Origin of the sequence: Shewanella algicola, assembly GCF_014648035.1 — a bacterium.
In the GTDB taxonomy this organism is placed as follows: Bacteria; Pseudomonadota; Gammaproteobacteria; order Enterobacterales; family Shewanellaceae; genus Shewanella; species Shewanella algicola.
Genome location: NZ_BMQI01000039.1, coordinates 17,875 through 39,968 on the forward strand (window position 1 = coordinate 17,875; position 22,094 = coordinate 39,968).

Genomic DNA, 22,094 nt, shown 5'->3' on the forward strand with positions numbered 1-22,094 from the left:
CGAAATTGAATATTATTACTAGTGCCTTTCCTCAGCGCAGAATGCGCCGCATGCGTAAACATGATTTTAGCCGTCGCTTAATGTCTGAAAACACGCTAACGGCAAATGACCTTATTTACCCTATGTTTGTATTAGAAGGCTTTCAGCGCACAGAAAAAGTCGCCTCTATGCCTGGTGTTGAACGCTACTCTATCGACTTGTTATTAAAAGAAGCGGCTGAGCTTGTTGAGTTAGGGATCCCACTGATTGCTTTATTCCCTGTGACACCCGTTGACAAAAAAAGCTTAATGGCTGAAGAGTCATACAACCCTGATGGCCTAGTGCAACGTGCCGTACGTGAACTAAAACAAGCCTTTCCGCAGTTAGGAGTGATGACCGACGTAGCGTTAGACCCGTTTACGACACACGGTCAAGACGGCATTATTGATGACACAGGCTATATCCTTAATGACATCACCACGGAAATATTAGTTAAACAGGCCCTATCTCATGCTGAAGCCGGTGCAGATATTGTTGCTCCATCAGATATGATGGACGGCCGTATTGGTGCGATTCGTCAAGCATTAGAAGAAAATGGCTTTGTTAACACTCAAATCATGGCGTATTCAGCTAAATACTCTTCAAGCTATTATGGGCCTTTTCGAGATGCTGTCGGCTCTGCAGGCAACCTAAAAGGTGGCAACAAACATAGCTATCAAATGGACCCAGGCAACAGCGATGAAGCATTACATGAAGTTGCATTGGATATTCAAGAAGGGGCAGACATGGTGATGGTGAAACCGGGTATGCCTTATTTAGATATCGTCCGCCGAGTGAAAACTGAACTTGCAGTGCCAACGTTTGCTTATCAAGTCAGTGGTGAATACGCTATGCACATGGCCGCGATTCAAAATGGCTGGTTAGCTGAAAAAGCCATTGTGATGGAATCATTACTGTGCTTCAAACGTGCTGGAGCAGACGGCATCTTAACTTACTTTGCCAAACGTGCTGCGCAATGGCTAAAAGAGCAAGATTAGTATCAATTGTTCAATTTAGTTTCAGTTATTAAAAATAAAGCCAATCACCTCAATGATTGGCTTTATTTTTTAGTGATCTAGCTAGCATCAACATTATTTTAGCCTTAACAGATCATTATTAGCATGTTTGAATACTCGCAGGCATTATCTCCAAGTATTTTTCTTCTGAAACGAGGCATTATCATGCACAATAACGTTAAAACATTATTAGCTACTACCGTACTCTTTTTTAGCACGCAATTATTACCAATGACGGTATCTGCCAATTCTGGCTGCGCGTTTGAAGAAGAAAACCAAGGCTTTATTGCGACATGCAGCGAGGAGAAAGAAGAAGTGATTTTAACTGGCATCATTGAACCACAAACCCTAACCACCACATTACCCGGCTACGCCGATGGTTTTGCAAGTTATCAAGTTGATGCGCAAGCAGTCGCAGTACTTAAAGCCATTGATGAACCAACGCAAATCACCGTTATTATTGGTACCTGGTGCCCAGATTGCCACCGTGAAACACCACACTTTATGCGCGTACTTGAAGCTGCTGCCAACCCTAATATTCAAGTTGAATACATTGGTGTTGATCGTAACAAACAAGACACTGAAGGATTGGCCGCTAAGTACGCATTTAGCCGTATTCCAACCTTTATTGTTAAGCAGCAAGGTAATGAGTTAGGCCGTATTGTTGAACGCCCAAAAGTCACCTTAGAAGCTGACCTAGTTGAAATATTAAAATAAATATCTTTAGCATACGCGTTTAATAAACCAAAAAAATAGGTCGCCATTGCGACCTATTTTTATGTTCAAAATGCCCAAGTCATTCATTATCAAGTTGCTTAGCAGCAATGCGATCGGCCAATAGCTGCAATACGCCTTCGCGCAGTGCTCCACCAGCAAGATGTAAACTGCTGATAGACAGATTTTCAAACAACGCCATGAGTATCGCAACACCGGCAGCAAATGTCGGAGCTTGTTCAGCATCAAGGCCGCTAATGCCTGCCAAACTCGCATCACTTTGCGCCAGAATCTCTGCCCTAAAAGCCAATAAACTCTCTTGGGTGATAATCGCAGAGCATTGCCTGTGTTGTAGCACTGACACTACTGATTGCACGGCACCAGAAGCGCCAAGCACAGCCTGCCATCCTAGTGACAATAGTTGCTCACGATGTTCACTGAGCATCACATTAACGTATTCAATGGCTTGCTCAAAATCAATGTTTTGCAAAGGATATTGATTAAAAAAACGTTGGTTAAATAACACGCAGCCCATCGGCACGCTGGTTTTAAACAACACTTTGCTGCCATCACCAATAATAAACTCAGTACTCGCGCCACCAATATCAATCACTAAACGACGACCGTCACCTTGTGTAGTGGCAACCATACCTTGATAAATCAGTTCTGCTTCACGTAAGCCTGAAATTACTTCAATTTCATGTTGCAAAATAGGCAAAGCACGTCGATGAAACTCATCGGCGTTACTAATTACCCGTAATGTTGCAGTGGCAAATACCGCAACATTCTCAGCCGCAATATGGTGCTGTTTAAGCATAGACGCAAACATGCCCAAACAATCTAAGCCACGCAAAATAACATCTTCAGACAACATGTCATCGTCGCCGATGCCTTCAGCAAGACGCACTTTACGCTTGTATTTAGCGAGAACGGTAGGCTTGTTGCCCACCGTGTTAGCCACTAACATATTAAAACTGTTAGACCCTAACGTAATCGCTGCATAGGGTTTAGATGTATTCAACTCTGGCATTTACTGTGGTCTACGTGTCCTGTGACGTGGTGGACGGCTATTACCGCCACTACGATGTGCACCTTTGCTTGATCCGCCGTCACGGGTACGTGATGTAGGATGTTTGCGATGGATACGCACTGGCGCAGGAATATCATCCAATAATGCATCTTGGTCGTAGTTAGACACCGGAATTGAATGGTTAATATAAGTTTCAATTGCAGGTAAATTAAGCGCGTATTCTTCACACGCAAAACTCACTGACACACCGGTTTTACCCGCACGACCAGTGCGGCCAATACGGTGTACATAGTCTTCACAATCATCAGGTAAATCATAGTTATAAACGTGTGACACATCAGAGATATGTAATCCACGCGCAGCCACATCAGTCGCCACTAAAATATCTAAATCACCTGTCGTAAACTGCTCAAGAATACGGATGCGTTTCTTTTGCGGTACATCGCCCGTTAACAACCCAACACGATGTCCATCACCTTCTAAATAAGACCATAACTTTTCACAGCTATGTTTTGTGTTCGAAAACACAATGGCTTTATCTGGCCAATCTTCTTCAATTAGCGAAAGCAGTAGGCGCATCTTGTCTTCCATCGACGGGTAAAAAATTTCCTCTTTAATGTTTTTAGAGGTTTTTTCTAACGGCGCGATTTCAACTTTTTCAGGGTCATTCATGTGATCATAAGCTAATTCCTGCACTTTCATTGAAAGCGTGGCAGAAAATAACATGTTCAATCGTGACTGCGCATCAGGCATTCTGCGGAATAAAAAGCGAATGTCTTTAATAAAGCCTAAATCGAACATGCGATCGGCTTCATCAAGCACCACGGCTTGAATGTGATTTAAACTAATCACACCCTGGCGAACGTAATCAATAATACGTCCAGTGGTACCAATTAAAATATCCACCCCCTTGTCGAGCACTTCTCGTTGGGTTTCATAGCTTTCGCCACCATATACAATACCGACTTTAAGGCCGGTATGCTTAGCGAGCAAGTTAGCATCTTTAGCAATTTGGATCGCCAGCTCGCGAGTTGGCGCCATGATAATTGCGCGGGGTTCAGTTGCTTTGCGGCCCTCTGGCGCTGCAACGGTAAGCAAATGGTTAAATGTGGCTACTAAAAAGGCCATTGTTTTACCGGTACCGGTTTGGGCTTGTCCGGCAATGTCTTTTGCTTTTAGTAAAATAGGTAAAGATAACGCCTGAATTGGCGTGCAAAACTCAAACCCGCTTTCATTTAATGCCGCAAGTACTTCAGGCTTTAAAGGGAAGTCGGCGAATTTTTGGGTCGATAAATGTGTTTGGCTCATAGCACAAGCATACCTGTAGGGGTTGCAAAAAAAGATTCGATCGTTTGAAATAGCTACATTATTAAAACGGTCTCTTGAAAAGCTATTTAACTGACCCAATATACATGGTAAGCCATTAATAAACTAGCAATGGAACCAAATCTGGAGAACAACATGAGCGATAAAATTGTATACCTTAGCGATGACAGCTTTGAAAACGACGTACTAAAGTCTGATTTACCGATTTTAGTAGACTTCTGGGCTGAGTGGTGTGGTCCTTGTAAAATGATTGCCCCAATCTTAAACGACGTTGCTGAAGAGTATGCAGGCAAGTTGGTCGTGGCTAAATTAAACGTTGACCAAAACAACGTGTCACCAGCTAAGTATGGCGTACGTGGTATTCCTACATTGCTTATGTTTAAAGGTGGCGAATTAGTGGCAACTAAAGTTGGCGCACTATCTAAAACACAATTAAAAGAGTTTATTGACGCTAAAATCTAAGCTTCAATTATCTAAAAAGTGTTAAACGGCACAAGTTTTATACAATTTGTGCCGTTTTTAGATCAAAATTAGTCTAAATTTCTGGACGGACAAGTCATATAGTGCTAATTTATTCATCAGATTTTTTCAAATAACCTTTCTCGTTTATCAATCATATATTTCTTTTCAACCTTACTGATTGATTGCGGTAAGCTTCGTCGCGTAACACAAGACTCCCATACATGAATTTAACAGAATTAAAAGACACGCCCATTTCGGATCTAGTTTCTCTCGCTGAAAGCATGAAATTAGAAAACATGGCTCGTACTCGTAAGCAAGATATTATCTTCTCTATTTTAAAAGCTCACGCTAAAAGCGGAGAAGACATCTTCGGTGGCGGTGTATTAGAAATCCTCCAAGACGGATTCGGGTTTTTAAGAAGTTCAGACGGCTCATACCTTGCGGGTCCTGACGATATCTACGTATCGCCAAGCCAAATTCGTCGCTTTAACATGCGCACCGGTGACACCATTTTTGGTAAAATACGCCCCCCTAAAGAAGGCGAAAGATATTTCGCACTGTTAAAAGTCAACGAAGTTAACTTTGACAAGCCAGAAAGCTCTCGTAATAAAATCCTGTTTGAAAACTTAACCCCATTGCATGCAGAAGAACGTCTTCGCATGGAACGTGGTAATGGTTCAACTGAAGATATTACCTCTCGAATTCTTGATCTTTGTTCGCCTATCGGTAAAGGTCAACGTGGTTTGATTGTTGCGCCGCCTAAAGCGGGTAAAACGTTATTACTGCAAAACATTGCACAAAGTATTACTTACAACAACCCCGATGTGGTGTTGATGGTATTGCTTATCGATGAACGTCCTGAAGAAGTAACCGAAATGCAACGCATGGTTAAAGGTGAAGTGATTGCCTCTACCTTTGATGAGCCTGCAAGCCGTCATGTACAGGTTGCTGAAATGGTTATTGAAAAAGCTAAGCGTTTAGTTGAGCACAAAAAGGACGTTGTGATTTTGTTAGACTCTATCACTCGTTTAGCACGTGCTTATAACACTGTTATCCCATCGTCGGGCAAAGTGTTAACCGGTGGTGTTGATGCTAACGCCCTGCACCGCCCTAAGCGTTTCTTTGGCGCTGCACGTAACATTGAACATGGTGGCAGCTTAACCATTATTGCAACAGCATTGGTTGATACCGGCTCAAAAATGGACGAAGTGATTTACGAAGAATTTAAAGGTACTGGTAACCAAGAGTTACATCTTTCTCGTAAAGCTGCTGAAAAACGCGTATTCCCAGCGATTGACTTCAACCGCTCAGGTACTCGTCGTGAAGAAAAACTGACGACACCAGATGAACTTCAGAAGATGTGGATTTTACGTAAAATCCTTCACCCAATGGACGAAGTTTCTGCAATGGAATTCTTAATCGATAAATTGGCTATGACCAAAACCAATGAAGAATTCTTTACTGCGATGAAACGCGCTAAATCTTAATTCCGGCGATTATCGAGTAATAGACTCAAAAATGCCGCTAACCTAAATTAGCGGCATTTTTATTTATCTGTTTCACATGAGTTCACGATTTTATTAATAGAATGAGTGTTACTCATCCTCATCTGCCACATCAGCATGGCTTGTTGCATCAAATTGTTCAACTTGTGCAAATTGGCCGAACCAAAACTGTGAGCTAACCATTTTATATTGGCGTGCGCCCTCTTGCGTGGACACCAAAACTAATTGCCATAAAATCCCTTCAGCCTCTGGGAATTGAGTGCCACTAATTTGTTCTTCATATAAACGATGCATTAATGCATCTGGGCTTAATCCACACGCTAACAAACGCACCATTGCGGGATGTAAGGATTGATCGAACATCGTTAAGTCATCGGTATTTTCAGCGGTAATATTAACGCTAAACTCAACCCCGGTAGGCTGAGCAAACACACCGTTAAATGCTTCACGCAGTAGCGCATAGGCACTAAAGAAACGTTCATGAAATAAGCAGTCTGAATATTCTTCCCACAGTCTGTCACTGGCCATATCATTAGCAAGCTGGTCAATTTTGCCTTCGGTAACCTCATCGGAAAATAAATGCGTCAATACCATTTTTGCGGCTTCAACCGTGCCTAAATCATTGAGCGACATCATGCACATTTCTCGTAGCTCGGCAGAATCCATACCCTCTAAGCCATCATCAAGGCCCATGAGCGCCATAAGCTGTAAGTAAGCATCATTTGACCAAGCGTTGGGGATTTTATTGATTTTATGAAATGAGCCAATTTGAACAGTAAATTGAGTTTGCATTGTTAAACTCCTTTTTAAATCGCTTTTTATCGCGAATCACTGTAGAAAAAACCTACAAGTTAACAATACTGCATAATCCCTTAAAAACAAAACAGCCGCTTACTGCGATCATTCTCGCTGTAAGCGGCTGTTTAGAATGTAACCAGTTAAATTATATTAGTGACACTAATACTCATTTTGCGACGAAGATACGCTATTTGCTGCATATGCGGTAAATCTTTAGGGCATGTATCTTGGCAACCTAATAACGTCATACAACCAAATACCCCATCTTGATTACCAATCACATGATAAAAATCATCACTGCTGCGGCTGTCGCGACTGTCGAGTTCAAAGCGGGCAATTTTCATTAAGCCTACCGCGCCAACAAAGGTGTCACGCATTTGCTTAGTGGCACACGCCGATACACACACACCACATTCTACGCAGCGCTCAAGCTCATAAAGTTTGGCCGCTTCTTCTGGCGCCATAGGCGTTTCAATACGATGAATGTCCATGTCGGTGTCGTTGGGTTGCAACCACAATTGCAAACGTTCTGCCAATTCACGCATAAATTTACCGGTATTGACAGATAAATCACCAATCAACTCAAACCCCGGTAATGGCATTAAACTCATTTCAGCACCTGGGAAGTTAGCGGTAAGCGTTCGACACGCTAACGTTGGTTTACCATTAATGACCATGGCACAACTGCCACAAATTCCTGCTCGGCAGACAAAATCAAATTGCAGCGAGGGGTCTTGCGTCTCGCGTATTTTATTTAATGCTATAAATACCGTCATGCCTGGGGTTTCGGTAATATAATAATTAACCATTTGTGGCTTATCGTTAGGGTCTTGTGGATCATAACGAAATATTGAAAACGTCAATTGACGGGCTTGGCTCATTTGGCGGTATCTCCTTTAACATTGACGTTATCAAACAACCTTTGGTTAGCTGGCATAAAATCGTCGGGTAACTCATAGGGCATAATAGCCGCCTGTCTTGCTACGCGATCACTTGGGTTATCTAAGTCTGCCAGTATTTGCTCAATTTGCTGTTGGCGTATCACGGTATCAGGATGAGCAATGGCATTGTTAGTACCATAACCTCGGTATCCTGGTGGTAATTCCATAGACAGCACATCGATTGGTTCGTAGCTTAACGTTGGCACTAATGCCTTTTCATCAGGCCATGAACTGAGGGTACGATTAAGCCAATCACGGTCATTTCGTTCAGGATAATCTTCACGCGAATGCGCTCCGCGACTTTCTGTACGAGCTCTAGCACCGCTGGCTACAGTTAACGCCACCTTTAAAATGCGCTTCACTCTTAACGCGTCGACTAATTCAGGGTTAGCGTGACGCTTTTTACAGGTTAAGCCAATATTACCTGAGCGCTTAAGCAGTTCACTTAACTCATTAACGGCTTGATCGAGCTGAGTGCCATTGCGGAAAATACCGACGTAATCCATCATAATTCGTTGCATTTCTTGCTTGATTGTCATTGCTTTTTCGGTGCCACCACCGTCAATCAACTCATTAATTTCACTGTCTATTTGCTGGCCAAACTGCTCAATTAATTTGGTATCAATGGTTAAGGTTGCTTGTTGGCAAAAATCTGCCACATATTGACCAATGATCATCCCGCCCACTACGGCTTCAGCTAACGAATTACCGCCTAAACGATTAAAACCATGCATATCCCAACACGCCGCTTCACCGACACTAAATAGCCCAGATAACTGTGGGCTTTCACCATTAGCTTTTGTGCGAATGCCACCCATTGAATAATGTTGTGTTGGTCTCACAGGGATCCAATCTGTCACAGGGTCAATGCCTAAAAAGTGCTGACAGATCTCTTTGACTTCGCGCAAATTGGTATCGATGTGTTTCTTGCCAAGCAAGGTGATGTCTAACCATAAATGTGGCCCATAAGGGCTATCGACCCCTTTGCCTTTACGCATATGTTCGGTCATTCGTCGCGATACGACATCGCGCGAGGCGAGCTCTTTTTTATCGGGTTCGTAGTCAGGCATAAAGCGGTGGCCATCTTTGTCACGTAATACGCCGCCGTCACCACGACACCCTTCTGTGGTTAAAATCCCTACTGGCACAATGGCCGTTGGGTGAAACTGTACCGCTTCCATATTACCGAGTGTGGCAACACCGGTTTCTAGCGCTAATGCCTGACCAATACCTTCGCAAATAATCGCATTGGTCGACACTTCATAAACACGGCCGTAACCGCCGGTTGCAATGGTGGTCGACTTAGCCACATATGCACGTATTTCACCAGTAATTAAGCAGCGAGCAATCACCCCATGACAACGTTTACCATCGTGAATAATTTTCAGTGCTTCCATGCGTTCATGAACTGGAATGCCCATTGAAATCGCACGGTTATCGACAGCGTATAATAATGAATGCCCGGTACCATCGGCGGTATAACAAGTACGCCACTTTTGAGTACCGCCAAAATCGCGAGCGTTAATTAAGCCATGGGCTTCTTTTGCTTCGGTTAAAGTCACTTTTTGCGCATTAACAATGACTTCGCGATCACCTTGGTTCACTCGACTCCACGGCACGCCCCAATGGGTTAATTCGCGTACGGCCTTAGGCGCACAATGGGTAAACATTCGGGCAACGTTCTGATCGCAGCCCCAGTCAGAGCCTTTTACTGTATCTTGAAAATGCACATCTTCATTGTCGCCCATCCCTTTTACAGTATTGGCTAAACTGGCCTGCATACCGCCTTGCGCGGCAACAGAATGAGAGCGTTTAGCCGGAATAAGTGACAGTACTATGGTATCAAGCCCACGTTCTTTAGACGCGATCGCGACCCTAAGGCCAGCCAAACCAGCCCCGACAACTAAGGAATCGGTATAAATAATTTTCACAACATATCCTTATTACAAACCAGGCACAAAAGGCACCACAGGCAAACTCAATGAACGACCAATAATGATATAAGCCACTAAACTCGCAACACCCAATACCATTAAATAGGCCAGCATCACTTTAGCTAACTTTAATAGTGCAAAGCGTTGAGTGATAAGGCCCCATTTAACCGAAACCCGATACAAACCAAATATGGCGTGTATTGTGACCGCCGGTAATAACAGCACATATAACACCCAAGTATTTTGAAATACCACTCGTTCAGCTGACAAATGCGGACCAATTTCAGGGTTTGTTATCATGGTAAATAGATGAACTGGCACTAAAAAAAACAATAAAAAACCACTGATCATTTGCCAGAACCAAATTTTGGTGTCTTCATGGGGTAAAAATTTCATCTGTTGACGCAGGGCTCGCCACTGGCCAATCTGAGTTGGAAAACGTCGCAAGGCAAACACGGCATGAATAAGTACAACCAACAACATTACGACAGAAAAGATTTGTGTAAGAATGGGAAAACCATGTCCGGTTTCACTAAAAATACCACCTTCGAGAAATTGCGCTACCTGATAAAAAGCCTCTTTACCCAGTAAAATACTCGACTCAAAATGCAAATGCATAATAAGGAACAAGCCGAGTAACACACCCGAGGCACTTTGCAATCTATCTGCTCGAGCCGCCCAAATAGGATGCGAAAATCCCTTGGCGGTATAACGACTCAGAATATTTTTTGCAGGTAGAGGGTTTACGGCCATAAACATTACATCCTGTGCTGACACAATAAGAGATAATGAACATAGCAAGTCTTTCAACCCTACAGCACTGTTCGCAAAACAATACGTGACAACGCTCACTATTATTTACAGTTAGTTAGACACGGGTCACAAATACAGTGCAATTCGTCTGCAGGGTTTTACAAATAAGGCAGATAAACTGTCGACGAAAACGCACAAATGCAGGTGGTTTGGGTATAATAGTCGCCAATTACATTGTATTATTATCGATTAGGAACATTCCATGGCTTGGATCCAATTGCGCATTCACACCCATCGCGACCATGCAGATATGCTTGGTGACTTATTAATGGATCAAGGTTCAGTTTCCATCACTTATGAAGATGGCCAAGACGAGCCGATTTTTGAACCTAAATTAGGCGAAACCCCACTGTGGCAAGACACCATCTTAATCGCCTTATTTGATGCCGAAACTGACTTAGCACCGACTATCGAGTTTTTAGAAACCATGCCATTTTTAGGCAAAGGTTTTACCCATAAAATAGAACAAGTTGAAGACAAAGACTGGGTACGTGAATGGATGGACAGTTTCCACCCAATTCAATTTGGTCAACGCCTATGGATTTGCCCAAGCTGGCGTGAAATTCCAGACCCTGCAGCGGTTAACGTTATCTTAGATCCAGGCCTCGCTTTTGGTACTGGTACTCACCCCACCACAGCGCTTTGTTTAGAATGGCTAGACAGCCTAGATTTAGCAGGCCAAGAAGTGATCGACTTTGGTTGTGGTTCAGGTATTTTGGCCATTGCAGCCATTAAGCTTGGGGCCAAAAAAGTCACTGGCGTTGATATTGATTACCAGGCCATTGATGCATCTACCGCCAATGCCGAGCGCAACGATGTCGCCGACAAATTAGCCTTATATTTACCAGAAAACCAGCCAGAAAATCTACACGCTGATGTCTTGGTTGCCAACATTCTGGCTGGTCCACTCAAAGAGTTAGCGCCACTGATTGCAGAAAAAGTCAAAACAGGTGGCAAGCTAGCATTATCCGGTCTACTTCAGGAACAAGCACAAGAAGTGTCTGACTTTTACAGTCAATGGTTTGATATGGACCCAGCTTGTCATAAAGAAGATTGGAGTCGCCTAAGCGGGATCCGCAAATAAATTCGTTACATGCTATTGACGATTGCAATATGAGTCGGTTGTTTTATATACAAAATAACCGACTACATATTTTTTACATTATGACTTTTGTTTTTTAACAAAATCATCCTTGCTTTTTTACAGTCCATTTGATGTTTTTTACAGCCGAATTAACCTAAAAAAAACCTACGTCAATAAAAAAGGTGAGCTACAGCTCGCACCAGCACTCGCACATCACGAAAAAACGCTAATTATTAGTCAAAGTTGTGACAGCCAATAAAAGTCAAGCAAAAAAGTTGCATTTAGGTCATTTATTGACCTTTTCATGGCCGTCAAAAAGGGCTACTATAGCGCCCCTTTGAAGAGCAAGGTGAAGTTCGCAATGCAAATTGGCCCGTATCAACTGTCGAATCAGCTGATTGTGGCACCAATGGCAGGTGTCACCGATCAAGCCTTTCGAAATCTCTGTTTACGCTATGGTGCAGCCTTAGCAGTATCAGAAATGCTTTCATCAAATCCTGAAGTTTGGGACAGCGATAAAAGCCGCCAGCGCATGACGCATTCTGGTGAAGAAGGTGTACGCTCCGTACAAATTGCAGGTGCAGACCCTGAGTTAATGGCCAATGCCGCAAAGTTCAACGTTGAACAAGGCGCGCATATCATTGATATCAATATGGGCTGCCCGGCAAAGAAAGTGAATAAAAAGTTTGCTGGCTCAGCGCTGATGCAAAGCCCCGACTTAGTCAAAGATATTTTGCAAGCCGTGGTGAGTGCCGTCGATGCGCCTGTAACGTTAAAGATTCGCACAGGTTGGGAACCTGAACATCGTAATGGTGTTGAAATAGCCAAGATAGCTGAAGATTGTGGCATCGTCTCGTTAGCCGTTCACGGCCGTACAAGAAAATGCATGTACAAAGGTTTTGCCGAGTACGACACCATCAAAGCCATCAAGCAAAATGTCTCAATTCCTGTTGTCGCCAACGGGGATATCGACAGTCCGGAAAAGGCCAAGTTTGTGCTTGACTACACCGGTGCCGATGCCCTGATGATAGGAAGAGGTGCACAAGGAAGGCCCTGGATTTTTAAAGAAATCCTACATTATCTGGAAACAGGTAAAAAGTTAGCGCCAATTAAGGCAGACGAGCAACGCACTGTGATGCTCGAACACCTTAACAAACTTTACAACTTATATGGCGAGTATAAAGGTGTCCGATTTGCTAGAAAGCATGTCGGGTGGTACCTAAACCATGAGGAACAGCGCCAATTTCGTGCTGACTTCAATCGGCTTGAAACCGCTGCCCAGCAACATTCCTTAGTGGAATGTTATTTTGATGAATTAGTTTAGAATTTAATAAAGAGCAGAATAGAATGTTTGATCAGACAACTAACACAGAAGTTCACCAGCTTACCGTAGGCAAAATCGAAACAGCAAACGGCACTATCAAGCCGCAGTTATTACGTGACGCAGTTAAACGTGCCGTAACTAACTTCTTCTCTCAGTTAGACGGTCAGGAAGCTTCTGAAGTATATGAAATGGTATTGTGCGAAGTAGAAGCGCCTTTACTAGACATCATTATGCAACACACTCGTGGCAACCAAACGCGCGCTGCTAATATGTTAGGTATCAACCGTGGTACTTTACGTAAGAAATTAAAGAAATACGGCATGAACTAAGACTTAACGTCTAAGTAATTGTAATAAAACGGGCTTATCAGCAATGATAAGCCCGTTTTGTTTTTAACAAAACGCATAATTTAAAAAATAAAACCAATAATTTACAATAACTTAAGATTTATTTTCGTTGTTAATTTAATTTATCTTCAATTTTAAAAAAAATAATTGGAATAGAATCTGTCGTTGTCTCGTTATCACTGTGTCAATCACGACAACAACGAGGGAACTACAATGAACACATTATTCAAACCTACTTTAATCGCACTAGCCTGTTTTTCAACGATGGCCATGAGTGCTGAAATGTCTGTTTCAACCTCTACTTCTGCACAAGCTGATGTGCAATTTAGCCAAGATCAATCAACACACATGAGTGTTAGCGCTAACCAGCGGCTTATAAGCGCTTAATCCTACCTCGTTTATGCTGGCAATATTGCCGGCTTATCTTTCTCTGCTTACAGTAGGACCTGACATTATGGCCTTATTCAATCGTAACACCGCGCTTTCAACGGCTATCGTACTGACCAGTGCGAGCCCATTATTATGGGTAAACGTATCGGCAAACAACAATGCCGATGCCTGGTCATTTAGTGGTAAAGCCAAAGCGGGAATGGACTATCAGTCTAACGTTAACATCAGTGAAATAGAGCAAGCTAGTGGCGAGTTTGACTCCGCTGTCGTGCTTGATGCTCAACTCGACCTAGGTTGGCAAGTGAGTGACAACTTACGCATAGACAGTGGCTACAGTATCAATGATAAAAGCTATCAAACGGCCAGCGATTATGATTCAAGTCTGCAGTTAGCCTTTGCTGATGTGAGCTATGCATTAACCACAAAGCAAATTTACTTGTTTATGCACAGACTCAAGCGTCCACACTAACCGAGCAACTTGGCTTTGATTGGTATATTATTGTCGAAAAAAATGGCCAAGATAATAAAAAACCGCCATATATACAGACAATTGAAATACGCATGGGCAAAGGCATTAGGCCTTAATTTAACACTCAATAACCTACTGTACTCGTCACATATCAACACAGGACCGACTTCATGCCACGCTTAACTAAACCTCATTATCTAACTTCTAAACCGGTTATTAAGCATTTGCGTAAAGTATGTTTATGGTCCGTCTTGATAGTATCTGCGCCGCTCTACGCTACTCAAATAACGCCTTTACCCCAAGCCGTGAGCAATAACGCGGTCGCGATGGTGCACAGCGACGAACAAACATATTTATTGAGCTTCATGGGCCTTGGTAAAGGCAAAGATTATCAAGATGTGCACAACTTGGCGTGGGCATTACCCATCAATAGCCCCGCAGCTCAATGGCAATCGATAAAAGCGGTACCGCATGTCGCGCCACTTTCTGGTCGCTTAGCGGCTATTGCAGTAGGCATAAAAGAGCATGCATATGTATTTGGTGGGTATACCGTGGCTGAAAATCATGATGAAATAAGCACTGTAGACAACTATCAATACTCCATCAGTACCAACAGCTACCAGCGTATTGCCGATATGCCTGTTGCGGTTGATGACACCACAGCAGCCACATATCAGCAACGTTATATTTATTTGTTTGGCGGTTGGCACAACGACGGCAATGTTAATTTAGTTCAAGTGTATGACACCCAAACCGACAGCTGGGCGCAAGCCAGCCCTATCCCTGCGCCAGCAGTATTTGGTCAAGCGGTTGGTCTTGTGGATAATCAATTGGTGTTGTGTGATGGCGTAAAAGTACAAGCCAATATCAATGCACGCCGAAGTTATAAAGCCTCACCAGTGTGTTTATTCGGCGAGATCAACTCTAATAACCACTTACGCATTGATTGGCAATTATTGCCGCATTACTCAATTGCAAATCTACCCGTGGGGCAATCCGCAAGCCAGCCAAATGCAGCAACAGCGCATTATCGTATGGCTGCTACAGGTATTATGACACCAAAAGGCGGCCAAATCGTCTTTTTAGGTGGCAGTGATAATCCCTATAACTATTCAGGTATTGGCTATAACGGTCAACCAAGTGAGCCCGGTAACTATCAATACCGCTTCGACTTAGCGAGCAAGCAATGGCTTGCGCCACAGGCCTTATCGCAACCGAGTATGGATCATCGAGGCTTGCTGTGCTGGCAACATACTTTATTGCGGGTTGGCGGCATGTTGTCGCAGCTACAGGTGAGCGATGAGATATTAAGTGTACCTCTCAACAACGATGAAACCTGCAGGTGATAAGGTATCAATTAGGCATAATAATGTGAGTTTGCTAACAACTTTAGGGTAATCATTTGAGTCAAATTTAAGGTGCGAATAAAATGCATGTCACTTAGTGTATCTTCGGAAAAGCCATGTTAGCTGAATACGCGTTACCCGCATTGCAACAGTTGTCTTTGATCGATTTAATTGACCACATTGAAGCCACTCACCATCAATACATTCGTGATACCGCCCCATTGTTCGTCGAATACACCGAAAAAATGGTCCACGCCCATGGCAATGACCACAGTGAAATCAAACCCCTTGCACACGCCGTAAACCAATTAATTGCCGAACTAATGCCACACCTAATGAAAGAAGAGCGGATATTATTTCCTGCAATTAGATCGTTAAGTTTAGGGCAACCTTCAACATGTTGTTTTGGTCATGTGGGAAACCCAATAAAAATGATGCAACATGAGCATGATAATGCCGAGCATATTCTGCAAACCATTAGGCAAATAACCAATAATTACACACCGCCAAAAGCTGCATGCAGCACCTGGAAAACGTGCTATCGCACTCTGGCAGAATTTGACACCGATTTACAAGAGCATATCAATGTTGAAGACACACTATTGTTTTCAAAAACGTTAGACTTACAATCATTGTAATCAACCAGCGCAATAATTTTTATCGCTGCCTAACGGTTTATTGCTAAGCCTCGCCAGCCAGGAATTTCTTCCTTTTTTTAGCTATAGTTCTTATGGCCTACTGAATCTTTACTGGTTAAATTTTGTTCGAGTCAAAAACAACCTTGAAAGATCAGCAGGCCCTAAAGTGACATTATCTGTTTGCAAATTACATGGAGTCACTATGTCGCCACATCATTACCCTACATTTGCGTTAGATGACATTGCTAACTTACAAGAATCTGCTCAAGTAGAATTTAAGTTAGCCGGCGGCCGTGATGGCAACGGCAAACTGCCTGAAGGCATGTGGGAAAGCTACAGTGCCTTTGCCAATACGTTAGGTGGCGAAATCATTTTAGGAGTGAAAGAACATCAGGGGGAATTTACTATCGAGGGGATTGTTAATCCCATGCCAATGCTCAGTGAAATCTGGGCCATTTTAAATGGTCCTAAAAAAATCAGTCACAATATTTTAGCGCCAACAGATGTACAAATTATCGAAATCATGGCAAAAAAGCTGATCCGTATTCACGTTCCCAGTGTTGAGGTAAAACTCAGGCCTATCTATATCGGCACCGACCCATACAGCGGGACATATTTTCGAGTTGGTGATGCGGACATGCACGCCAGTCGTGAACAAGTGGAGCAAATGAGCCTAAAGGCAGGCATTGAGCTAAGCCGCCGTACGGCAAAAGGACTTAAGCCCTAACCATACAATAGTTCAATGTACACGACCTATTGACCTTATGTCGTCGTTATTCAGCAATCGTTATAAAAACTCAAGCAGCAAATCTAACTGGTTTATTTCAACATGTGGTAATACAGTTTGGGCTTTTTTATGACGCTGTTGCATGCATGGATTTAACCACATACTTTGACACCCTGCCATTTTAGCCCCTGCAATATCCGACGAGGGGTGATCGCCAATATGCAGCAATTGTGATGGTTCAATGGCAAGTTGTCGACATGCCAAGGTAAACATATCGCTGTGTGGTTTCATTTTAACTCCGTGACCTGGGTGCAATACAAATTGCATCACATCACTTAAGCCAATGCGTTTGGAGTCGACATTGCCATTGGTGATACCAACTAATGGAAAGTGTTGCCCGAGTTTTTGCAACACCGCCAATACCTCAGGCGCGATGGTAAAGTCACTACGATGGTGATGAAAACAATCCATGCCCATTTGTGCCCCTTGACTAGCTTGTGTTTCAGAATAACCAAATTGCAATAAGCCTTGATGCAGCATGGCATATCGCGCAGCTGTAGTATCGTGAGCCAGCTCAGGACGCAACGTAAACAAATGATGTTTAAGCTGTTGCCACTGGACAGAATTCCACGATGAAGTGGCAGGGAAATGAGTGTTCATTAATGCAAATAACTGCTCACTTGCGTGGGTCACGTAAGGTAAATTGTTGTACAGCGTGTCATCTAAATCGAAACTAATGGCTTTAAAAGGTTGCAGGCGTTGATACTGGGTAATTGAAGCGGCTGGTTGCTGATATGTCATTATTTTCCCCTGTCTTTTTTCGCTCTTGGATGCGCGCCGTCGTATACTTTTGCGAGGTGTTGAAAGTCTAAACTGGTATAAATTTGTGTCGTCGATAAATTAGCGTGTCCGAGTAATTCTTGCACTGCGCGTAAATCTTGGCTTGATTCAAGCATATGGGTTGCAAACGAATGGCGCAACTTATGCGGATGAACTTTTACTGACATAGCCTGCTCTTGACCCCATTTGTTCATCCGCGCCTGAATGCTCCGATGTGACAAACGTTTACCTTGAGTGCTAATAAACAGAGCGTCTCCAGCCTCAGCATGCGGCAATTGCTCACGACAACTTAGCCAGTGTTGAATTGCCGCTAGCGCCATTTTACCAATCGGCACAATGCGTTGTTTACTGCCTTTACCCATCACCTTCACTTCAGCTTGATCAAAGTGAATGTCTGTACAATCTAAGTTTGCTAATTCAGCCAAACGTAAACCGCTGGAGTAAAACAATTCCATCATGGCTTTATCACGCAGACAAAGAGGATCGTCGCCCTCAATAGACAATAAATGGTTGACTGAATCAACATCCATATTTTTGGGTAAAGGTTTGTTTTGTTTCGGGGCGCTAAGTGTTTGAGCAGGGTTTACTTTCACTACACCTTCGCGCAGTAAAAAATCAAAAAATTGCTTAATTGATGACAAACATAAAGACAAAGACCGCGGGCTTAACCCTTTGCGGTGCAACCCAGCGATAACTGACTGCAGTTGCTCGCGAGTCACAGCGACAAGTGCTACGTTGTCACCTAATTGGCTATCGACTCTGCGTAATTCGAACAAGTAATTACGTACAGTATAGGTCGATAACTGCCGCTCTGAAGTCAGATATTGGCGATAGGTCTCTAGCCAGTTTATTTGCTTCATTGGGCAGGCCCTCAATTATAATTGCGGCAGTATATGGTCTAATAAATCGCGTAATTGGCTAAACAATAATGAGTCCATATCGGGGTGAAAGTGAGCGGGATCTTGACTGGCAATAGCAAAAATAACTTGGCCATTGTCGTCTGACAATTTAGTTAATGCTACTGAGCCAATTTCACCACCAAATAATCGAGACGACTCTGATTGGGTTAAGCGGCCAAAATAATAACCTGCTTGCAAACGATGTCGCCAAATATTGGCTAATTCGCTGTCAATGTCATGCACGGTTATTAACCTAACATGGCTAAAACCAAACTCACCTTTTAAGCCTTCTGACAAAGCTTGGCGCAGCTCACCTAAGTCGTTACTGGCGAGTAATTTAAAAGACAACTCATTATTAAAGTTTAATATTCTTTCATTATGAGTGGCAATCTTCATCAGCGAAGTTATTTCTTCTTCTAACTCACTGACTCGTTGGCGTAGCAACTCTTGCCGACGTTCCACTAACGACACTGCACCACGCTCTGCATGTGGGATACGCATGGCCACTAATAGCTCAGGGTAACGATTAAAAAAGTCTGGGTTATCGAGTAAATACTCGCGAATGAGCGCTTCATCAAAAGGAAGCTGTTGCATATTAGTAAGCATTTCAGCGCCTAAATCATGGCCAATGGCATTGATATCTTTTGCCTGTGAACTGCTCACAGTATGCTGGTTGTCATCTGCCATGTCGGTAACTTCAGAGGCAATGTCTGAGGTAATGTCACTCATAGTTGTATTTGTCCATCGTATACGTGTTCAGCTGGGCCGGTCATCCACAGTGGCTTGCCCTCGCCTTCCCAATTAATGACTAAGCTGCCACCAGGTAAGTCGACTCTGACCTGCTTTGCTAATTTGTCTTGTAACTGCCCCACGGCGGCGGCGGCACATGCCCCCGTACCACACGCTAAGGTTTCGGCTGCACCGCGCTCGTATACTCGCAATTTAATGTGCCCCGGAGTAACAATTTGCATAAAGCCAACATTCACACCTTTTGGAAAGCGTTCATGGCGGGTTAATTTGCTACCAATTTCGTCTACATTGACCTCTTGTACGTCATCAACTTGAAGCACACAATGTGGATTACCCATTGAAATCGCCCCACACAAATAGGTTTGCATTGGCGTTTGCAATAAATAGGTTTTTTCGCTTTTTTTGGCTTTAAACGGAATTTGGCTCGGCTCGATAATCGGCACGCCCATGTTAACGGTCACATTGCCATCACGCTCAATACGAAGAGTAATTTTACCTGAGCTGGTACTCACGCTAATTTTATTCTTTTGTGTCAAGCCTTTGTTTCTAACAAAACGCGCAAAACAGCGTGCACCATTACCACACTGTTCAACTTCGCTACCGTCGGCATTAAAGATACGATAATGAAAATCTAAATCTGGATCATAAGGCGGCTCAACCAATAATAATTGATCAAACCCAATTCCAAAATTTCGATTGGCAAGGCGTCGAATTTGCTCAGGCGAAAAAAACACATTTTGTGTTACGCCATCGACAACCATAAAATCATTGCCTAGCCCATGCATCTTGGTGAAATGGATCACTAAAGTTTCCTTATAAAACGTTATACCGACGATTATTTGATTTACGGTAGCAGGTGCTCGCCCTGCCAAAGCTGTTCTATGGTTTCGCGTTCACGCACCACGACATCTTTATCACCATCAACCATCACTTCAGCCACTCGCGGACGTGAATTATAGTTTGATGACATCACGAATCCATAAGCACCGCTCGAGCGGACGGCTAACAAATCGCCAGCTTTTATCGCTAACTGCCTGTCTTTACCTAAAAAGTCACCCGTTTCGCATACTGGACCTACAATATCATAAGCACACGTAGCGGCATCAGTTTGTTGAACTGGAATAATATTTTGCCAAGCACTGTATAGCGATGGGCGGATAAGATCGTTCATTGCGCCGTCAACAATCGCAAAACGTTTGTCGCTGTTTTCTTTTAAAGACAGCACTTGGGTAACAAAAACACCTGCATTAGCTGCAATCGCACGTCCTGGTTCAAAAATTAATTTAAGTGGCCGACCACCTAAACGTTCGAGCAATGCGGCTGCATATGCATCTGGATGCGGCGGAGTTTCCCCATTATAAGTCACCCCTAAGCCACCACCTACGTCAAAGTGCTCTATCACAATACCTTGGTTCGCTAAGCGGTCAATTAACGCCAGCATACGATCCATGGCGTCTAAAAATGGCTTAAGTTCAGTTAACTGTGAACCAATATGGCAATCTACCCCTTTAACATGCAAATGCGGAAGCGCTGCTGCGCGGGCAAAAACGGTATCTGCTTCATCCATCGCGATACCGAATTTGTTTTCTTTAAGCCCGGTAGAAATATAAGGATGGGTGCCCGCATCAACATCTGGGTTAATTCGCAATGACACCGGAGCTACTTTACCTAAGCGACCTGCAACTTCATTAAGCTGTTCAAGTTCTGCGCTGGACTCAACGTTAAAGCAATATATACCAACTTGCAGTGCTTGTTCCATTTCGGCGATGGTTTTTCCTACGCCAGAAAACACCACTTTTTGCGGGTCGCCACCCGCTTTAAGCACACGAGACAACTCACCACCAGAGACAATATCAAAGCCACTGCCTAAACGCGCAAGCACATTGAGTACCGCTAAATTTGAATTAGCCTTTACTGCGTAACAAATAAGATGAGGATGCTCGGCCACTGCATTATTAAATGCATGCCAATGACGCTCTAAGGTTGCCCGCGAATAAATATATAGAGGCGTGCCATGCACTTTTGCCAGCTGTGCTACATCGCAGTCTTCTGCGAACAAAGCATCGTCTTGATAAGAAAAGTAGTCCAAAATGCGGTTCCTTAAAAAAGCTATTCTTGTTGTGAAATTGAGGTTTGTTCGTCGGTTGCTAGCGTTTTATCAGCCACATTGGTACTGACAGGTTGCGAGGCAACTTTATTGTCCACTGGCTCGGGAGATTTGTATAAATCCCCTTTTTGACCACATGCGGTTACGAATAGGCTAGCAAGCATAATAAATAAAAGCAGTCTCATTTTTCTCAACATCTGTGCATCTAATGAATAATGGCCTTATAATCGCATTCATAACGCAGAAAGCAAAGGATAGAAATGCATGGCTATGACAGATACTGAGTTTCACCGGTTAGCAGATGAAATGTTTGGCGAGATTGACAACGCGGTTGAACGAGCAATTGACGACCAAGATGCTGATGTTGATATTGATGCAAGCGGAAACGTGTTGCAATTGTCATTTGAAGATGGCTCGCAAATTGTAATTAACAAACAAGAGCCACTTCATGAAATTTGGATCGCGACTAAGTTTGGTGGTTTTCATTTTAACTATAACGACGGTAAATGGCTTGATACACGTAACAGCTTAGAATTTATGCCTTTTGTAATTGATTCAATCAAAAAGCAAAGCGGTATAGTGTTAGACATTAAGGCTTAACGCACGCATCTTACCT

General features: G+C 43.2%; 25 protein-coding genes. 13 read left to right on the forward strand and 12 right to left on the reverse strand.

What is annotated here, in order from left to right; translation table 11 throughout:
* Nucleotides 1-5: 5 nt before the first annotated feature.
* Together hemB and IEY42_RS15670 are read left to right on the forward strand one after the other, a co-directional pair.
* Nucleotides 6-1,016 (forward strand): porphobilinogen synthase, encoded by a 1,011-nt coding sequence (hemB, locus tag IEY42_RS15665; RefSeq protein WP_188918922.1) that lies wholly within the window; start codon nt 6-8, stop codon nt 1,014-1,016.
* A 183-nt stretch (nt 1,017-1,199) separates the two neighbouring features.
* A complete protein-coding gene (locus tag IEY42_RS15670) occupies nt 1,200-1,751 on the forward strand; it encodes a thioredoxin family protein (RefSeq protein ID WP_188926114.1) in 552 nt (183 codons plus the stop codon).
* Nucleotides 1,752-1,830: 79 nt separating this feature from the next.
* On the opposite strand, the gene IEY42_RS15675 is transcribed toward IEY42_RS15670, so the two are convergent.
* The gene (locus IEY42_RS15675) at nt 1,831-2,778 is read right to left on the reverse strand and encodes a Ppx/GppA phosphatase family protein (RefSeq protein WP_188926115.1); all 948 of its coding nucleotides are present in this window, start codon (nt 2,776-2,778) and stop codon (nt 1,831-1,833) included.
* Nucleotides 2,779-4,086 carry an ATP-dependent RNA helicase RhlB gene (gene rhlB / locus IEY42_RS15680; RefSeq protein ID WP_188926116.1) on the reverse strand — a complete coding sequence of 436 codons (1,308 nt, stop codon included), beginning with the start codon at nt 4,084-4,086 and terminating at the stop codon, nt 2,779-2,781. It abuts the gene before it with no gap.
* A gap of 153 nt (nt 4,087-4,239) precedes the next feature.
* Between rhlB and trxA the strand changes: the two genes are divergently transcribed.
* Nucleotides 4,240-4,566 carry a thioredoxin TrxA gene (trxA, locus tag IEY42_RS15685; RefSeq protein WP_188926117.1) on the forward strand — a complete coding sequence of 109 codons (327 nt, stop codon included), beginning with the start codon at nt 4,240-4,242 and terminating at the stop codon, nt 4,564-4,566.
* Between the two features lie 221 nt (nt 4,567-4,787).
* The gene (gene rho / locus IEY42_RS15690) at nt 4,788-6,053 is read left to right on the forward strand and encodes a transcription termination factor Rho (RefSeq protein ID WP_188740564.1); all 1,266 of its coding nucleotides are present in this window, start codon (nt 4,788-4,790) and stop codon (nt 6,051-6,053) included.
* A gap of 108 nt (nt 6,054-6,161) precedes the next feature.
* Here rho and IEY42_RS15695 read toward each other — a convergent pair whose 3' ends face one another.
* The 4 genes from IEY42_RS15695 to IEY42_RS15710 form a co-directional block, all read right to left on the reverse strand.
* On the reverse strand, nt 6,162-6,863 hold the full coding sequence (locus IEY42_RS15695) for a hypothetical protein (protein ID WP_188926118.1): 702 nt from the start codon (nt 6,861-6,863) through the stop codon (nt 6,162-6,164).
* Nucleotides 6,864-7,009: 146 nt separating this feature from the next.
* On the reverse strand, nt 7,010-7,750 hold the full coding sequence (locus tag IEY42_RS15700) for a fumarate reductase iron-sulfur subunit (RefSeq protein WP_188926119.1): 741 nt from the start codon (nt 7,748-7,750) through the stop codon (nt 7,010-7,012).
* Nucleotides 7,747-9,741 (reverse strand): fumarate reductase flavoprotein subunit, encoded by a 1,995-nt coding sequence (locus tag IEY42_RS15705; RefSeq protein WP_188926120.1) that lies wholly within the window; start codon nt 9,739-9,741, stop codon nt 7,747-7,749. Before IEY42_RS15705 ends, IEY42_RS15700 begins: the two co-directional genes overlap by 4 nt.
* 12 nt (nt 9,742-9,753) lie before the next feature.
* Nucleotides 9,754-10,497 (reverse strand): fumarate reductase cytochrome b subunit, encoded by a 744-nt coding sequence (locus tag IEY42_RS15710; RefSeq protein WP_188926121.1) that lies wholly within the window; start codon nt 10,495-10,497, stop codon nt 9,754-9,756.
* Nucleotides 10,498-10,759: 262 nt separating this feature from the next.
* Between IEY42_RS15710 and prmA the strand changes: the two genes are divergently transcribed.
* The 8 genes from prmA (at nt 10,760) to IEY42_RS15750 (ending at nt 16,882) form a co-directional block, all read left to right on the forward strand.
* Complete coding sequence (prmA, locus tag IEY42_RS15715; protein WP_188926122.1) at nt 10,760-11,641, forward strand: 50S ribosomal protein L11 methyltransferase; 882 nt, start codon at nt 10,760-10,762, stop codon at nt 11,639-11,641.
* Between the two features lie 361 nt (nt 11,642-12,002).
* Complete coding sequence (gene dusB / locus IEY42_RS15720) at nt 12,003-12,965, forward strand: tRNA dihydrouridine synthase DusB (RefSeq protein ID WP_188926140.1); 963 nt, start codon at nt 12,003-12,005, stop codon at nt 12,963-12,965.
* A gap of 23 nt (nt 12,966-12,988) precedes the next feature.
* Nucleotides 12,989-13,294, forward strand: a complete 306-nt coding sequence (fis, locus tag IEY42_RS15725; RefSeq protein WP_011635942.1) for a DNA-binding transcriptional regulator Fis — start codon at nt 12,989-12,991, stop codon at nt 13,292-13,294.
* A gap of 231 nt (nt 13,295-13,525) precedes the next feature.
* Nucleotides 13,526-13,699, forward strand: coding sequence for a hypothetical protein (locus tag IEY42_RS15730; protein ID WP_188926123.1), 174 nt, complete (start codon nt 13,526-13,528; stop codon nt 13,697-13,699).
* 67 nt (nt 13,700-13,766) lie between these two features.
* Entirely contained in the window at nt 13,767-14,171 is a 405-nt protein-coding gene (locus IEY42_RS15735) for a hypothetical protein (protein WP_188926124.1), read from the forward strand.
* Nucleotides 14,172-14,341: 170 nt separating this feature from the next.
* The gene (locus IEY42_RS15740) at nt 14,342-15,517 is read left to right on the forward strand and encodes a Kelch repeat-containing protein (RefSeq protein ID WP_188926125.1); all 1,176 of its coding nucleotides are present in this window, start codon (nt 14,342-14,344) and stop codon (nt 15,515-15,517) included.
* Nucleotides 15,518-15,633: 116 nt separating this feature from the next.
* Nucleotides 15,634-16,155, forward strand: a complete 522-nt coding sequence (locus IEY42_RS15745; protein WP_188926126.1) for a hemerythrin domain-containing protein — start codon at nt 15,634-15,636, stop codon at nt 16,153-16,155.
* 202 nt (nt 16,156-16,357) lie between these two features.
* Complete coding sequence (locus tag IEY42_RS15750) at nt 16,358-16,882, forward strand: AlbA family DNA-binding domain-containing protein (protein ID WP_188926127.1); 525 nt, start codon at nt 16,358-16,360, stop codon at nt 16,880-16,882.
* Between the two features lie 60 nt (nt 16,883-16,942).
* Here the strand turns inward: IEY42_RS15750 and IEY42_RS15755 are convergent, their stop codons facing one another.
* The 6 genes from IEY42_RS15755 to lptM all read right to left on the reverse strand — a co-directional run bounded on the left by IEY42_RS15755 (nt 16,943) and on the right by lptM (nt 21,663).
* The gene (locus tag IEY42_RS15755) at nt 16,943-17,683 is read right to left on the reverse strand and encodes an HAD-IA family hydrolase (protein WP_188926128.1); all 741 of its coding nucleotides are present in this window, start codon (nt 17,681-17,683) and stop codon (nt 16,943-16,945) included.
* The gene (xerC, locus tag IEY42_RS15760; protein ID WP_188926129.1) at nt 17,683-18,582 is read right to left on the reverse strand and encodes a tyrosine recombinase XerC; all 900 of its coding nucleotides are present in this window, start codon (nt 18,580-18,582) and stop codon (nt 17,683-17,685) included. The genes IEY42_RS15755 and xerC overlap by 1 nt, the downstream gene beginning before the upstream one ends.
* A 15-nt stretch (nt 18,583-18,597) precedes the next feature.
* Nucleotides 18,598-19,215: a DUF484 family protein gene (locus IEY42_RS15765; protein ID WP_373292866.1), complete on the reverse strand. Its 618-nt coding sequence runs from the start codon at nt 19,213-19,215 to the stop codon at nt 18,598-18,600.
* A 131-nt stretch (nt 19,216-19,346) separates the two neighbouring features.
* A complete protein-coding gene (gene dapF, locus IEY42_RS15770) occupies nt 19,347-20,174 on the reverse strand; it encodes a diaminopimelate epimerase (protein ID WP_188926131.1) in 828 nt (275 codons plus the stop codon).
* A gap of 41 nt (nt 20,175-20,215) precedes the next feature.
* Entirely contained in the window at nt 20,216-21,460 is a 1,245-nt protein-coding gene (gene lysA / locus IEY42_RS15775) for a diaminopimelate decarboxylase (protein ID WP_188926132.1), read from the reverse strand.
* Nucleotides 21,461-21,480: 20 nt separating this feature from the next.
* Nucleotides 21,481-21,663 carry an LPS translocon maturation chaperone LptM gene (lptM, locus tag IEY42_RS15780; RefSeq protein ID WP_373292865.1) on the reverse strand — a complete coding sequence of 61 codons (183 nt, stop codon included), beginning with the start codon at nt 21,661-21,663 and terminating at the stop codon, nt 21,481-21,483.
* Between the two features lie 79 nt (nt 21,664-21,742).
* Here lptM and cyaY point away from each other — a divergent pair, with 79 nt between their 5' ends.
* Nucleotides 21,743-22,078, forward strand: a complete 336-nt coding sequence (cyaY, locus tag IEY42_RS15785; RefSeq protein WP_188918961.1) for an iron donor protein CyaY — start codon at nt 21,743-21,745, stop codon at nt 22,076-22,078.
* The last annotated feature ends 16 nt before the right edge of the window (nt 22,079-22,094 follow it).

Coding starts and splice junctions, on each gene's coding strand:
- IEY42_RS15670 (WP_188926114.1), top strand. CDS start 1,200: ATGCACAATAACGTTAAAACATTATTAGCTACTACCGTACTCTTTTTT.
- IEY42_RS15675 (WP_188926115.1), bottom strand. CDS start 2,778: ATGCCAGAGTTGAATACATCTAAACCCTATGCAGCGATTACGTTAGGG.
- rhlB (WP_188926116.1), bottom strand. CDS start 4,086: ATGAGCCAAACACATTTATCGACCCAAAAATTCGCCGACTTCCCTTTA.
- trxA (WP_188926117.1), top strand. CDS start 4,240: ATGAGCGATAAAATTGTATACCTTAGCGATGACAGCTTTGAAAACGAC.
- rho (WP_188740564.1), top strand. CDS start 4,788: ATGAATTTAACAGAATTAAAAGACACGCCCATTTCGGATCTAGTTTCT.
- IEY42_RS15695 (WP_188926118.1), bottom strand. CDS start 6,863: ATGCAAACTCAATTTACTGTTCAAATTGGCTCATTTCATAAAATCAAT.
- IEY42_RS15700 (WP_188926119.1), bottom strand. CDS start 7,750: ATGAGCCAAGCCCGTCAATTGACGTTTTCAATATTTCGTTATGATCCA.
- IEY42_RS15710 (WP_188926121.1), bottom strand. CDS start 10,497: ATGGCCGTAAACCCTCTACCTGCAAAAAATATTCTGAGTCGTTATACC.
- prmA (WP_188926122.1), top strand. CDS start 10,760: ATGGCTTGGATCCAATTGCGCATTCACACCCATCGCGACCATGCAGAT.
- dusB (WP_188926140.1), top strand. CDS start 12,003: ATGCAAATTGGCCCGTATCAACTGTCGAATCAGCTGATTGTGGCACCA.
- fis (WP_011635942.1), top strand. CDS start 12,989: ATGTTTGATCAGACAACTAACACAGAAGTTCACCAGCTTACCGTAGGC.
- IEY42_RS15730 (WP_188926123.1), top strand. CDS start 13,526: ATGAACACATTATTCAAACCTACTTTAATCGCACTAGCCTGTTTTTCA.
- IEY42_RS15735 (WP_188926124.1), top strand. CDS start 13,767: ATGGCCTTATTCAATCGTAACACCGCGCTTTCAACGGCTATCGTACTG.
- IEY42_RS15740 (WP_188926125.1), top strand. CDS start 14,342: ATGCCACGCTTAACTAAACCTCATTATCTAACTTCTAAACCGGTTATT.
- IEY42_RS15745 (WP_188926126.1), top strand. CDS start 15,634: ATGTTAGCTGAATACGCGTTACCCGCATTGCAACAGTTGTCTTTGATC.
- IEY42_RS15750 (WP_188926127.1), top strand. CDS start 16,358: ATGTCGCCACATCATTACCCTACATTTGCGTTAGATGACATTGCTAAC.
- IEY42_RS15755 (WP_188926128.1), bottom strand. CDS start 17,683: ATGACATATCAGCAACCAGCCGCTTCAATTACCCAGTATCAACGCCTG.
- xerC (WP_188926129.1), bottom strand. CDS start 18,582: ATGAAGCAAATAAACTGGCTAGAGACCTATCGCCAATATCTGACTTCA.
- IEY42_RS15765 (WP_373292866.1), bottom strand. CDS start 19,215: ATGCAACAGCTTCCTTTTGATGAAGCGCTCATTCGCGAGTATTTACTC.
- lptM (WP_373292865.1), bottom strand. CDS start 21,663: ATGAGACTGCTTTTATTTATTATGCTTGCTAGCCTATTCGTAACCGCA.
- cyaY (WP_188918961.1), top strand. CDS start 21,743: ATGGCTATGACAGATACTGAGTTTCACCGGTTAGCAGATGAAATGTTT.